Annotated in this window: 12 protein-coding genes; 3 read left to right on the forward strand and 9 right to left on the reverse strand. The window is 64.2% G+C overall.

What is annotated here, in order from left to right; all coding sequences use genetic code 11:
- Positions 1 to 12: 12 nt before the first annotated feature.
- Positions 13 to 339 (reverse strand): heat shock protein HspQ, encoded by a 327-nt coding sequence (hspQ, locus tag ACTXGA_RS08955; protein WP_443392840.1) that lies wholly within the window; start codon positions 337 to 339, stop codon positions 13 to 15.
- Between the two features lie 249 nt (positions 340 to 588).
- Between hspQ and ACTXGA_RS08960 the strand changes: the two genes are divergently transcribed.
- A complete protein-coding gene (locus ACTXGA_RS08960) occupies positions 589 to 1185 on the forward strand; it encodes a transglycosylase SLT domain-containing protein (protein WP_443392842.1) in 597 nt (198 codons plus the stop codon).
- Between the two features lie 18 nt (positions 1186 to 1203).
- Here the strand turns inward: ACTXGA_RS08960 and ACTXGA_RS08965 are convergent, their stop codons facing one another.
- The 5 genes from ACTXGA_RS08965 to ACTXGA_RS08985 all read right to left on the reverse strand — a co-directional run bounded on the left by ACTXGA_RS08965 (position 1204) and on the right by ACTXGA_RS08985 (position 8071).
- Complete coding sequence (locus ACTXGA_RS08965) at positions 1204 to 1797, reverse strand: LolA family protein (RefSeq protein WP_443392844.1); 594 nt, start codon at positions 1795 to 1797, stop codon at positions 1204 to 1206.
- A gap of 208 nt (positions 1798 to 2005) precedes the next feature.
- Positions 2006 to 2215 (reverse strand): hypothetical protein, encoded by a 210-nt coding sequence (locus ACTXGA_RS08970; protein ID WP_443392846.1) that lies wholly within the window; start codon positions 2213 to 2215, stop codon positions 2006 to 2008.
- A gap of 31 nt (positions 2216 to 2246) precedes the next feature.
- Positions 2247 to 5399, reverse strand: coding sequence for a DNA translocase FtsK (locus ACTXGA_RS08975; RefSeq protein ID WP_443392848.1), 3153 nt, complete (start codon positions 5397 to 5399; stop codon positions 2247 to 2249).
- Between the two features lie 20 nt (positions 5400 to 5419).
- Positions 5420 to 6595 carry an aminotransferase class I/II-fold pyridoxal phosphate-dependent enzyme gene (locus tag ACTXGA_RS08980; protein ID WP_443392850.1) on the reverse strand — a complete coding sequence of 392 codons (1176 nt, stop codon included), beginning with the start codon at positions 6593 to 6595 and terminating at the stop codon, positions 5420 to 5422.
- A 147-nt stretch (positions 6596 to 6742) separates the two neighbouring features.
- The gene (locus ACTXGA_RS08985; RefSeq protein WP_443392852.1) at positions 6743 to 8071 is read right to left on the reverse strand and encodes an amidase; all 1329 of its coding nucleotides are present in this window, start codon (positions 8069 to 8071) and stop codon (positions 6743 to 6745) included.
- A gap of 44 nt (positions 8072 to 8115) precedes the next feature.
- Here ACTXGA_RS08985 and ACTXGA_RS08990 point away from each other — a divergent pair, with 44 nt between their 5' ends.
- The gene (locus tag ACTXGA_RS08990; protein WP_443392854.1) at positions 8116 to 9363 is read left to right on the forward strand and encodes an FAD-dependent monooxygenase; all 1248 of its coding nucleotides are present in this window, start codon (positions 8116 to 8118) and stop codon (positions 9361 to 9363) included.
- 75 nt (positions 9364 to 9438) lie between these two features.
- Positions 9439 to 10200 carry an SDR family NAD(P)-dependent oxidoreductase gene (locus tag ACTXGA_RS08995; RefSeq protein ID WP_443392856.1) on the forward strand — a complete coding sequence of 254 codons (762 nt, stop codon included), beginning with the start codon at positions 9439 to 9441 and terminating at the stop codon, positions 10198 to 10200.
- A 27-nt stretch (positions 10201 to 10227) separates the two neighbouring features.
- On the opposite strand, the gene ACTXGA_RS09000 is transcribed toward ACTXGA_RS08995, so the two are convergent.
- Genes ACTXGA_RS09000 through ACTXGA_RS09010 form a run of 3 tightly spaced genes read right to left on the reverse strand, consistent with a single transcriptional unit; the run spans position 10228 to position 12571 of the window.
- Entirely contained in the window at positions 10228 to 11349 is a 1122-nt protein-coding gene (locus ACTXGA_RS09000) for a CaiB/BaiF CoA transferase family protein (RefSeq protein ID WP_443392858.1), read from the reverse strand.
- Complete coding sequence (locus tag ACTXGA_RS09005; RefSeq protein ID WP_443392860.1) at positions 11346 to 12020, reverse strand: DsbA family protein; 675 nt, start codon at positions 12018 to 12020, stop codon at positions 11346 to 11348. The genes ACTXGA_RS09000 and ACTXGA_RS09005 overlap by 4 nt, the downstream gene beginning before the upstream one ends.
- Before the next feature lie 38 nt (positions 12021 to 12058).
- A complete protein-coding gene (locus ACTXGA_RS09010) occupies positions 12059 to 12571 on the reverse strand; it encodes a DUF721 domain-containing protein (protein WP_443392862.1) in 513 nt (170 codons plus the stop codon).
- Positions 12572 to 12640 lie beyond the last annotated feature (69 nt).

Raw genomic sequence — 12640 nt, forward strand, 5'->3', positions numbered from 1 at the left:
CCCACGCCTTTTTCAGTTCATCTGGAAATGCAGCTCGTAAGAGCCATTTTCAAAAGCCCCGAAAAGATCGGGAATGTCCGGGTGGTCCACCGGCTCGTTCGAATAATCGGCAACCAGGTTCTGTTCGGAAACGTAAGCCACGTAAAAGCTTTGATCGTTCTCCGCCAGAAGGTGGTAGAACGGCTGCTTCTTCGACGGGCGGCTGTCCTCGGGAATCGCCTCGTACCATTCGTCCGTATTCGAAAATTCGGGATCGACGTCAAAGACAACGCCACGGAACGGGTGCCTGCGGTGGCGGACGACTTGGCCGAGGTGATATTTCGCGCGCTTGTGCATCATCTTTTCGAACCTCTCTTAATCCTTAGTACCGCCAAGGCCGGGGTAATGTCCAACTTTCGCCTCAAATCAGAGAGAAACACACTGTGAATCACCCGCCAACAGTGCCGACTCTGCCTATCTCGCAACCAATCTCCGGCGGCAAGCCTGCAAAGGCGTCGTCTCGCCGGGGTACAGGAAATGTGATTCCCTCCGTCCGCGCAATCGGCTAAAATACCGGACAATAAAAAGACAAACCGAGGCGAGTGACAAATGAGCAGAGTCCTACGCGCCCTGGTGATCGTGTTGCTGGCTGGTTCCTGCGGTGGCGGAGGGGGCGGCCAAGGCACGTCCCCGCGCAACCTGGACAACGCCTGTTCGATTCTCGAACAGCGACCGGGCTATTACAGCGCCTTCCGCGCCGCAGAGCGGCGCTGGGGTGTACCGGTGCATGTGCAGATGGCGACGATCTACCAGGAAAGCAAATTCGACAGCGACGCAAGAACCCCCTTCCAGTACCGGCTGGGCGTGATCCCGGTGGGCCGTCAGAGTTCCGCCTTCGGCTATAGCCAGGCGCTGGATGGCACCTGGAAGGAATACCTTGCCGCCGAAGGCAAACGGAACGCGCGGCGTGACAATATCCGCGATGCGACCGATTTCATGGGCTGGTACATGAAGCTGTCCAACGAACAACTGGGCATCTCGTTGTGGGACGCGCGCAACCAGTATCTGGCCTATCACGAAGGCCGGTCCGGCTATCGGCGGGGCAGCTACAACGCCAAGTCGTGGCTGCTGCGGGTCTCTGCCGAAGTCGGAGAGCGGTCCCTGGTCTATCAGCAACAGCTGAAGAACTGCCGGGCGGCGCGCTGACGCCGCCCCTGCAGGGTCTCAACGCTTGAGACGATCCAGTTCGAGGTCGATCGAGAACACGCTGTTCTTGAGCGATTTGTTTTCCAGACCACCCAGGATCACGGTGGTCTGGGCCCCGTTGCCATCGGTGATGACCCACTGCCGCAATTCCGGCGACGGGCCGGTGAATTTCAGCTGAATCGTACCGTACTCGGGATTGTCGGGGTCCTGCGCAGTCACCGTGGTGGCCGTTCCGTCATAGGAATGGCCCACCACCATCCCGGCTTTGCTCAGGTTCACGTTGCGGGCAAGGATGATCGACAGCGGCGTCTTGCTCAGCGGATAGGTGTCCGGCTGGCCGCCCAGTTTGCGGTCAAGGATATACACCGCCCCGGCCGATGCCATGACCAGCGCGCTCTCGGGCGGATTGTAATCGAACCGCACCTTGCCGGGGCGTTTGATCGCGATCTCGCCGGTAGAGATTGTGCCGTCGGAGTTGATCTGCGTGAAGGTGCCCGTCGCGGACGTGATCGTGTTCAGATACTTCGAGATCTGGTTCAACGACAATTGCTGCGCCGAAGCCGGGGCGGCAAAGGTCAGAAACGCCAGTGCGGCGAATAGCGTACGGATCATGTTGGTCCTTTTCGATTCGTTGCGTCTCGGATCCCGCACGAAAACGCGTGGATATGCGATAGCGCGCTGTTTCCGTCAGATATCGGCGTCTGGTCCCGACGGATCAAGCCCGCCTCGCACACAAGAGCGGCAATGCGCCGGTGTCCGCAGGCCCCGGCCAAGCCGGGAGATCGCCAAGCTGTCGCTGACAGAGGCCCCGCGGGCCCCGCTATTTCAGGATCCATGCAACGGCCAGCAGGACAGGCCCCGGAACCAAGGGTAACAGCAGGTTGGCGAATTCCCACGCGCCGTAATGTGCGACGTACCCCGCCCCACCCCCGATGAAAAACAGGAACAATAGCGCCCCCGTGGCCAGCACGCCAAGGGCCAGCAGAGCCAGCCCCGCGATCAGGAACACCCAGTAGACGACGCGACGCATCTTCGACGCTCCCTGTCGTCCTGTGGTCCCCTCAGGCTTCTTCCGGCACCAGGATTTCGCGCTTGCCCACGTGGTTGGCCGAAGACACGACGCCCTCGTCCTCCATCTGCTCCACAAGGCGCGCCGCCTTGTTGTAGCCGATGCCCAGCTTGCGCTGGATGTAGGAGGTCGAACACTTGCGATCCTTGATGACGATGGCCACCGCCTGATCGTAAAGCGCGTCTTCGCCGCCGGTATTGCCACCGGTGTTCAGGCCCAGAACCGCGTCGATGTTGTCGGCTTTTTCGTCGTCGGGTCCCTGCACCACGCCGCCCACGTATTCCGGCGGACCAAAAGCCTTGAGGTGGTTGACGATTTCCTCGACCTCCTCATCGGACACAAAGGGACCGTGACAGCGGGTGATCTTGGCGCCGCCCGCCATGTAGAGCATGTCGCCCATGCCCAGCAGTTGTTCGGCGCCCATTTCGCCAAGGATGGTGCGGCTGTCGATTTTCGACGTCACCTGAAAGGAAATCCGCGTGGGGAAGTTCGCCTTGATCGTGCCGGTGATCACGTCGACAGAGGGACGCTGGGTGGCCATGATCAGGTGAATGCCCGAGGCACGCGCCATCTGCGCCAGACGCTGGATGCAGGCCTCGATCTCCTTGCCCGCCACCATCATCAGGTCGGCCATCTCGTCAACGATGACGACGATGTAGGGCATCTTCTTGGGCTCGATCTGTTCGGTCTCGAACACCGGTTCGCCGGTTTCATCGTCGAACCCGGTCTGCACGGTGCGCTCGAACATCTCGTTCTTGTTCAGCGCATCCTGAACGCGGCTGTTGTACCCGTCGATGTTCCGCACGCCCATCTTGGACATCTTGCGGTAACGGTCCTCCATTTCGCCCACGACCCATTTCAGCGCCACAACCGCCTTTTTCGGGTCGGTCACGACCGGCGACAACAGGTGCGGGATGCCGTCATAGACCGACAGTTCCAGCATCTTGGGGTCGATCATCACAAGACGCAGGTCCTCGGGCGTCAGCTTGTAGAGCAGCGACATGATCATGGTGTTGATCGCCACCGATTTACCCGAACCGGTGGTCCCCGCGATCAGCAGGTGAGGCATCTTGGCAAGGTTCGCCACAACCGGCTCACCGCCGATGTTCTTGCCCAGCGCCAGCGGCAGCTTGTGCTTGCCATCGCCGAAATCGCGCCCGGCAAGGATCTCGCGGAACGACACCATCTCGCGGTTGTCATTGGGCAGTTCGATTCCGATCACGCTGCGGCCCGGCACGGTCGAGACGCGGGCGGACAGGGCCGACATGCTGCGCGCGATGTCATCGGCAAGACCGATTACGCGGCTCGCCTTGAGACCCGGCGCGGGTTCAAGTTCGTACATGGTGACGACAGGGCCGGGGCGGACAGAGACGATCTCACCCTTCACGCCATAGTCGTCCAGCACGGTTTCCAGCATCCGCGCGTTTTCCTCCAGCGCCTCGTCGCTGAGGACATGACGCTCGATCTTGTCCGGCGACATCAGCAGCGACAGCGGCGGCAGTTCGTATTCCGGCTTGTTGTCGTCAAACCGCAGGCTGGGCTGCGCTTCGGCCTGCGCGCGTTTGGAGGGCAGGATCGGTTTACGGGCCGGTTGCATGACAACCTTCTTCGGCTCCGGCATCGGCACTTGGGTCCGCGCCTGCGTCACGGGCTCCGCTTCTGCGTCATAGTCCGGCCCGTATTCGTCGGTCAGGATCTCGGCGTCGTCCTCGTCGCCGTAGTCATCGAAATCGCTGAGGTCGGAATACAGCCCCTCATCCACGGTCGGCGCCTGCCGGTCCGGCGCAGGCGGCACAACGCGCGCGGCGGGCGACAGCTCGACCGGCTGGTCAAGGGTGTCCACCTCCAGATCCTCGGCCATGTCGGGCTGCATGTAATCGACCTGTTCCGACACCGGCATCCGGCTGGCGGTCAACGGCGGTTCCGGCGGCAAACCACGCGCGGCGGCGGTCAGCGGCGGTTCCGGCGGCAGATGGTCGGAAACCCTCGGCGTATCGCGGAACACCAGCGGCTGCGGGCCATGGCCCCGTCCCTTTGTCAGCGGACGAGAAGCGGCCAGTGCCGGTGCCTGACGGCCGGGCAGCGTGGTGCGGCGGGTCTTGACCGCCTTGGCGATCTTGGCGCGGATGCGATCCTCTCCTGGGACTTCGACGTCGTGATCGATCAGGCCCTCGACCAGTTCGGGCTCCGGCATCCGGTCCGGCTCTGCCCGGCGAAAGACAGAAGGCATCCGCGCAAGGAAACCGGTCTTCTCCGGCTGCGGGGCATAGTTGTCCTCGAACAGGTCGTCGTCCAGATCGTCGTCGTAATAGTCCGCCTCGGGCGACGGGGGCACCGCAGTGTCGGCCCGCAGCACCCTTGAGGCCGACGGAATGGCAGGCGACAGCGGCGCCAGGTCCTGCGCCGCGGCGGCTTCGGCACGGGCGGTCACGCGGGCCTCGCGGCGTTCGGCCTGGGCCACCTTCACACGCTGCGCCACATCCGCAGCACCGGTCGCCCCGCGGCCCAGCAGGCGCACGAGGGTTGCGTAAACCATGACAAGACCCACGATCAGGAAACGCGCGATACTGGTCAGCTCCACCCGGGTAAAGCCCAGCACAAAGGCGCCCAGCGCAAGGATCCCGCCGCCAAGAACCAGTTGCATGAACTTCAGACCGATGGCTGGCGACAGCGGCAGCACGTTCAGGGCCGATCCCATCATCATGTCACCGAACAGACCGCCCAGACCAAAGTTATGCGTCCATCCGGCGGATTCGGGCAGTCCAGAGGCATAGACCGCCGAAAGCGCCACCCAGATGGGCGAAAAGATCAGGCAGGAAAAGGCCCGGCTGTTGCCGCGGTGCAGGGCCATGCGCACACCCCAGACCGTGAACACCGCCGCCAGCGCCCAGCTGCCCAACCCGATGATCATGAACATCGGTGCCGCGACATAGGCGCCAAGGCGGCCCATCCAGTTCTGCACCGGCGCATCCGTCGCCGACAGAAAGGACGGATCGTCCGGGGTGTAAGAGGCGATCATGGCAGCCACCATCAGCCCCAGCGCCACCAGCGCCAGACCGATCAGTTCCCGCCCACGCTTTTCCAGCGTTGCGGCGGTGTTGGTGTCGAACAGGGGGTCGCGCCCCCGTGCCTGAAAAGATGCCATCTTCGCCTCGTCGTTTTTTGTTATGTAAACAGGCAATCCCGTATCCGGATCAGCCCGTCCCGTGTTTCATCCCTGGGCGCAACCAGCGCCACGCGCAGATACCCCTGCCCCGGGTTTCCGCCTGTTGTATCGCGCGACAAATAGGCCCCGGGCAGCGCCCGCACCCCTGTTTCGCGCCAGAGTTTCAGCGCCGCCGCCTCGCCATCCTCGACCGGCAGCCAGAGAAACATGCCCGCCTTGGGCGACATGTATCCCGGCACATGGCCAAGGATCTCATCCGCCAGCACATATTTCTCGACCCAGAGCCTGCGGCTCTCGGTGACGTGTTGTTCTTCGTTCCACAGCGCCTCGGAGGCGTGCTGCAACGGCAGCGGGATCGGCGCACCGGCATAGGCACGCAACTGTTTCATCCGTGCGATGCTCTGCGGGCCACCGGCCACGAAACCAGAGCGTAGACCGGGCACGTTGGACCTTTTGCTGAGCGAATGAAAGCTGAGCACACGCTCCGGATCCGCCCCAATTTGCGCCGCCACCTCCAGCGCCCCGGTGGGCGGGGTGTCGCGGTAAAGCTCGGCATAGCACTCGTCGGCGAGAATCTGAAAGTCGTATTTTTCCGCCAGCCCGATCAGGCTGCGCCAATACGCGGCATCCGCCATGACCCCCTGCGGGTTGGCGGGCGAACAGATGTAGCACAGCGCAGTGCGCGCCAGAATATCCTCAGGCAAACCCGCGTAGTCCGGCAAATGCCCGGTCTCTGAGGTGGCAGGCACAAACACCGGCTCTGCCGCCGCCGAAATCGCCGAGATCATGTAGACTTGGTAAAACGGGTTCGGCATCAGCACGACAGGTGTGCCGCCCTTCACCTCTGGGCAAAGGGCCATGCCCGCGTTGTACAGCCCCTCACGGGTTCCGTTCAGGGTCAGCACCTGTGTTTCCGGATCGACACTGGCGCCATACCGACGCTGCAACCAGCCCGCGATGGCCCCGCGCAGCCCGGGCGTGCCTTCGTTCGGGGGATAGCGCCCAAAGTCGCCAGCGTGCTCGGTGATGATATCCGCAATCCACGACGGCGCCGGGTGCTTCGGCTCTCCGATGGACATGTGCAGCACCGGCCCGCCGGGTTCATGCGAATCCAACAGGGCCCGCAAACGCGGGAACGCATAGGCCGGAAGGTTCGAAAACCGTTCAGGGAACATAAGCCGATACTGCCTCAAGGGTGCGGGATCGTTTTTCGCCCCGCGGTTTGGCCGCAGGATACGGAATCCCGGGGGGTTCTGTCCAGAATCAAGGACCTGCAAGAAGGCGCTGTGGCGAGAAAGCCGCACACCTCCCGTTGGATGTGGTCAGTTCAGCGCCGCCTCGGCCGCCACAGCCAGCCGCAAAAGCCTGTGTTCTTCCATCGGACCGGCCATCAGGGACAGGCCACAGGACGGCACGCCGGTGGGCAGGGTGACGATTGCGCCGCCGATCAGGTTGCCGATGCGCGTATTGCGCAGGGTCCGCAGGTTCGCCGTAACGTAAACCTCGCCCAACTCCATCAGCGTCGCCGCCTTTTCCGGCAGGTTCGGCGCCGTGGGGCACAAAACGGCATCGAAACCGGCGGTCCGCTGCGCCCAGATGGCGCGCATCGCGTGCACGTTCTTCCACGCCGCAACATAATCGCTGGCCTTGTGCGCCGCCCCGGATTCAAACCGTTCGCGGATCGGCTTGAACATCAGGTCGGGCTGCGCGGTGATCTCCTTGCCCCACTCTGCCCAAGCTTCGGCGGTATACAGCATCGCGCTGTCCAGATGCGGCTGGTCGATTTCCGGGAAATCCAGCGGCTCGATCGTGGCGCCCGATGCGCGCAGTTTGTCCAGCGCCTCGGCATAGGCGCGGGCCGGGGCCTCATCCAGATCGTCCATCACGATGGTCTGCAGCGCGGCAAAGCGGCGCCCCCGCAGATCCGCGCCATTCAGGTCAGGTGCGGGCATGCCCTCCAGCGCCGACAGCATCAGCGCCGCATCTTCGACCGTGCGGCACAGCGGGCCGACGGTGTCGAGGCTGGTGATCAGCGGCACGACACCGTCCAGCGACAATCGGCCAGAGGTGGTCTTCAACCCGACAAGATCATTCCAGCAGGCCGGCAGCCGCACCGATCCCCCGGTATCGGACCCCACCGCAGTAGGGGCCAGCCTGAATGCCACAGAGGCCGCAGCACCAGAGGAAGAGCCCCCCGCCACAGCCTCGGGGTCATTCACGCAAGGAGAGGTTTCCGTCACCGGGTTCAGGCCCAGCCCCGAGAAGGCCAGTTCCGACAGATGCGTCTTGCCGAGGCAGACAAGGCCGTTCTGTGTGGCGGTCTGCAGCACCTTCGCATCCCGTTCCGGGACGCGCCCCTTCAGAAGCGCAGTTCCCGCCTCCGTGACCGTTCCGGCGGTGTCGTAGAGGTCCTTCCAGCTGATCGGCACACCGTCCAACGGATGCCGACGCAAACGATGCCCGGCGCGGACCTTAGCGGCCTCCGCCTCTGCCAATGCGCGTTCCGGCGTCAGCCGCGCATAAATCCGGTCCCGCATGGGGTGGGCGTTGATTTCGCTCAGATATTGTTCGGTCAGCTCGACCGGATCGATCTCACCCTTGGCAATGCCGCGTCCCAGATCGGCGGCGCTCATCTCGGTCCAGTTGGTCATGCGGCTTTCTCCTGTTCGGCGCGACGGTAGCGGCAGGCGGGCGCATGGACAATCCCGCGCGGGCGATCATATTGCCGGTCATGGAACATGATCTGATCATCGTCGGCGGCGGGCTGAACGGTCCCGCACTTGCACTGGCTGCGGCGCAGGCCGGGCTGCGCTCCTGTGTGCTGGACGCCCTGCCCATCGACACCCGCGCGGCAGAGGATTTCGACGGCCGGTCCTATGCCTTGGCCAAATCCTCGCAACGGATGCTGGACCGTCTGGGCCTCTGGGACGCGCTGGCAGATCACGCGCAACCGATGAATGAAATCAAGGTCTCGGACGGGCGCGTGGGCGATGCCAGCGTCTTTCTGGGCCTGCATTTCGACAGTGCCGAGATCGAAGAAGGCCCGATGGGCTACATGGTCGAGGACCGCTACCTGCGCCGCGCCCTTCTGGTCGCGCTGGCGGCTTCGGACCTGATCGACCACCGGGCAGAGGTGCTTGTGACCGGGCAAGAGGTTACCGCCGAGGGTGTCTCTGTCACACTGTCAAACGGAGATGTGCTGACCGGGCGGCTGCTGGTCGGGGCCGACGGCCAGAACAGCGGTGTCGCCACCCGCGCCGGGATCCGGCGGATGGGCTGGGGCTATGGGCAGACCGCGCTGGTCTGCGCCATTGCCCATGAAAAACCGCACAACGGCGTGGCGCATCAGCTTTTCCTGCCCGCCGGGCCGCTGGCGATCCTGCCGCTGACCGGCAACCGCTCATCCATCGTCTGGTCGGAAATAGAGGGCCGCGCGCAGGCGATCAACGCGCTGCCGGATGAGGAATACCTGCAGATCCTGCGCCCGCGCTTCGGCGATTTCCTTGGCGAGATCTCCCTCGCGGGTGCGCGCTTTACCTATCCGCTCAACCTGTCATTGGCGCGCCAGTTCGTGGCTGACCGTGTGGCGCTGGTGGGCGATGCCGCGCACCGGATGCATCCCATCGCAGGCCAGGGACTGAACGCCGGGTTGCGCGATGTGGCGGTGCTGGCCCATGTCATCACCCATGCCACCCGCCGGGGTGAGGATTTCGCCAGCCCCGGCGTTCTGGACCGCTACGCGCAGTGGCGGCGCTTCGACACGGCGGCGCTGGCCACCTCGACCGACATCTTCAACCGGCTGTTTTCCAACGACAACCCCCTCCTGCGCGCCGCCCGGGATCTGGGCATGGCGGCGGTCGGCGCCCTGCCCGGCCTGCGCCGCGGTTTCATCCGCGAGGCGGCGGGACTGACAGGCGACCTGCCCGATCTGATGCGGGGCTGAGACGGCAGAACGGGGCTTCCCCCCTCCCCTGCCCCCCTGCATAAATGGCGGCAACGGGAATTCGGGAGGACACCAATGGACACCAAATGCGCAATCGTGACCGGGGCCGCGCGCGGCATCGGTCTGGCCACGGCGGACCTGTTTCTGGAACAGGGCTGGAAGGTGGCGATGCTGGACCGCGACGGCGACGAACTGCTGAAACAGACCGCCACCCGCAAGAACGTGCTGCCATTGGTCCGCGACGTGTCGAACCCGCAGGACGTCAACGCCATGGTGCGCGAAACGCACGGCTGGGCGGGCCGCATCGACGCGCTGGTGAACAACGCGGGCGTGGCCGAATTTGGCCCGATCGAAGACTGCGACTTCGAGATGTGGCGCCGCGTCATGGCCACCAACCTTGACGGTGTGTTCCTCTGTTCGCAGGCGGCCATCCCCTACCTCAAGGAACACGGCGGTGCGATCCTCAACATCGCCTCGATCTCCGGCCTGCGGGCCTCGACCCTGCGGGTGGCCTACGGCACCTCAAAGGCGGGGGTGATCCAATTGACCAAACAGCACGCCGCGGAACTGGGCGAATTCAACATCCGCGTGAACTGCGTGGCCCCCGGCCCGGTCAAGACCAAGCTGTCGATGGCGGTGCATTCGCCCGAAATCATTCAGGCCTATCACGATACCATCCCGCTCAACCGCTACGGCAGCGAACGGGAACTGGCAGAGGTGATCGTCTTTCTGTGTTCGGACAAGGCGTCCTATGTCACCGGTCAGATCGTGGCCGTCGACGGCGGGTTTGATTCCACCGGCGTCGGGCTGCCTGCCCTGCGCACCGCGTCGGAATGATCGGCCAAGCCGGTCCGATGGACCGGCTTACCCTTCGCCCAGCTTCGGCGCGGCCCGGTCCAGAACCAGATCCGCGTCGGAAAACCGGAACGGCGACCGCACGCCTGCCACACCATCCGGCGCAATCTGCAATCCGCGCGCCACGACCTGCGGATCGGCAAAGACCTCGGCCATGTCGTTGATCGGCCCGGCGGGAACGCCCTCCGCCTCGCAGGCGGCCAGCAGATCGGCCTTGCTGCGCTGCGCCGTCGCCGCCGTCAGCCGCGCGATCATCGCCTCGCGGTTGGCCACCCGGTCGGCGTTGGAGGCGAACTCCGGCGCGTCCGCCATATCGCCCAGCCCCAGCAACCGGCACAGCCGCTGATACTGCGCGTCATTGCCCGTGGCGATGATGATATGCCCGTCCGAACAATCGAACACCTGATAAGGCGTCAGGTTCGGGTGATAGTTGCCCGTCCGCCCCGGCGGCGTGCCGGTGCTGAGATAGTTCAGCGCCTGATTGGCCATGGCCGACACCGCGCAATCCATCAGCGCCATGTCGATATGCTGCCCCTTGCCGGTGCGGCTGCGCTGATGCAGCGCCGCAAGGATGCCGCTTACCGAATAGAGCCCGGTGAACAGATCGGTGATCGCCACGCCCGCACGCTGCGGCTGGCCATCGGGATCGCCGGTGATCGACATGAAACCGGACATGCCCTGAATGATGTAATCGTAACCCGCGCGATGCGCATAGGGCCCGTCCTGCCCGAACCCGGTGATCGAACAATAGATCAGCCCCGGATTCACCGCGCTCAACGAAGCATAGTCCAGCCCGTATTTCGTCAGACCACCGACCTTGAAATTCTCGATCAGGATATCGGCCCCGGCCACCAGTTCGCGCATCCGTGCCTGCCCTTCGGCGCTGGCCAGATCGACAACCTCAGAGGATTTGCCCCGGTTGCAGGAATGGAAATAGGAGGCCGACCTGTCGCCCTCCCGTTCGATAAAGGGCGGACCCCAGCGGCGGGTGTCATCGCCCTGCGGGGCCTCAATCTTGATGACCTCGGCCCCCAGATCGGCCAGCGTCTGACCGGCCCAGGGGCCGGCCAGGATCCGCGCCAGTTCGATGACCCGCACACCTTCTAGCGGGCCGCGCGGTGCAGATGTCATTCCCCCAGCTTTTCGTCCAGAATGGCCGAGAAATCCGCATAGTTCATGTTCGAATATTTCTTGCCGTCGATGACAAAGGACGGGGTCGAGGTGATCTCATGTTCTGCCGCGTTCTGCTGGAACCATGCCACCAGAGAAGAGATCTTGTCGCTGTCGTTCAGGCAGGCGTCGATCTGCTCGGACTCCATGCCCGCCAGACGGCCGATCTTTTTCAGCTCGTCCACGATGGCGCCCTCGGACCCGGCGCGCGACCATTCGGCCTGCCCCTTATAGATCAGGTCGGTGATGCCAAAGAATTTCTCGGGGCCGCCACAGCGTGCGATCAGCGACGCCCAGACGCCGAACTTGTCGAAATAGACCTCGCGGTAGACGAACTTGACCTTGCCGGTGTCGACATAGTTGTCCTCCAGCTGCGGGATCAGGCTGGCATGGGCGCTGGCGCAATGCGGGCAGGTGTAAGAGGCGTATTCGATCACCTCGATCGGCGCGTTTTCATCGCCCTTGACCATTTCGACGATGGCCGAGGTATCCACCTCTGCACCCTGCGCCGAGGCCGCTCCGGGCAGGCGCACCTCTGCAGCACCGGAACCGCCCGTGCCTTGCGTGAAGTACCACGCACCGCCGCCAATCAGCGCCAGCGCAACCGCGCCCGCGGGAAGGATCTTGTTCATGTCGTTAGCCTTTTTTCTGTCGGTTCTGGCACCCGGGGCTACTCCCGGCCCGCCTTCGATATGACGTTTGCAGCCAGACGTTCAAGCGCCTGCCGCAAGCCCTCGTCTCCGACCCCCTCGGCCACGGCCTTGGCCTTGGCCTGTACTTCGGGGGCTGCCGCGGCCGCGCCGCGCGCCTTGGGACGGTGTTGAAAGTCGACCTTGCCTTCGGAAAATCCGCTGGCGGCGGTCTGCGTAATCCGCACCCGCGAAATCGCATTGTAGCCGTAGACCGCGTTGATCCGCGCGCGGATCTCTTCGCGGCGCATCTCCAGCAGCGGCGCCATCGCGCCCGTGGTCAGAACGGTCAGCGTGCCGCCGAACCCACCCTTGGAATAACTCACCTCGACAGGGCGCGCGATCCGGGCGATATCCGCGCCCGCGATCTCCTCCCAATGGGTCAGCACCCGGGTCTGCGCGAATCCCCGCCCCTCGGCGGCATGCCGGATCCGCCCCTGCAACAGCTTGGAGGCGCGCGAAAACCCGTATGTCGTCGTCTTGCGGTCGGCCACGTTTGACTCCCAATCCCGGAGGCTATTCTAGTGACCCAGCGGGGCGGCGCCAGCCCCCAACCGATCCGG

This window comes from Antarctobacter jejuensis (assembly GCF_052266595.1).
GTDB lineage: Bacteria > Pseudomonadota > Alphaproteobacteria > Rhodobacterales > Rhodobacteraceae > Antarctobacter > Antarctobacter jejuensis.

What these genes read in the sequence shown, in the direction of transcription:
- hspQ (WP_443392840.1), bottom strand. Translation starts at nt 339, where the DNA reads ATGATGCACAAGCGCGCGAAATATCACCTCGGCCAAGTCGTCCGCCAC.
- ACTXGA_RS09005 (WP_443392860.1), bottom strand. Translation starts at nt 12,020, where the DNA reads ATGAACAAGATCCTTCCCGCGGGCGCGGTTGCGCTGGCGCTGATTGGC.
- ACTXGA_RS09000 (WP_443392858.1), bottom strand. Translation starts at nt 11,349, where the DNA reads ATGACATCTGCACCGCGCGGCCCGCTAGAAGGTGTGCGGGTCATCGAA.
- ACTXGA_RS08965 (WP_443392844.1), bottom strand. Translation starts at nt 1,797, where the DNA reads ATGATCCGTACGCTATTCGCCGCACTGGCGTTTCTGACCTTTGCCGCC.
- ACTXGA_RS08985 (WP_443392852.1), bottom strand. Translation starts at nt 8,071, where the DNA reads ATGACCAACTGGACCGAGATGAGCGCCGCCGATCTGGGACGCGGCATT.
- ACTXGA_RS08995 (WP_443392856.1), top strand. Translation starts at nt 9,439, where the DNA reads ATGGACACCAAATGCGCAATCGTGACCGGGGCCGCGCGCGGCATCGGT.
- ACTXGA_RS08980 (WP_443392850.1), bottom strand. Translation starts at nt 6,595, where the DNA reads ATGTTCCCTGAACGGTTTTCGAACCTTCCGGCCTATGCGTTCCCGCGT.
- ACTXGA_RS08990 (WP_443392854.1), top strand. Translation starts at nt 8,116, where the DNA reads ATGGACAATCCCGCGCGGGCGATCATATTGCCGGTCATGGAACATGAT.
- ACTXGA_RS08960 (WP_443392842.1), top strand. Translation starts at nt 589, where the DNA reads ATGAGCAGAGTCCTACGCGCCCTGGTGATCGTGTTGCTGGCTGGTTCC.
- ACTXGA_RS08975 (WP_443392848.1), bottom strand. Translation starts at nt 5,399, where the DNA reads ATGGCATCTTTTCAGGCACGGGGGCGCGACCCCCTGTTCGACACCAAC.
- ACTXGA_RS08970 (WP_443392846.1), bottom strand. Translation starts at nt 2,215, where the DNA reads ATGCGTCGCGTCGTCTACTGGGTGTTCCTGATCGCGGGGCTGGCTCTG.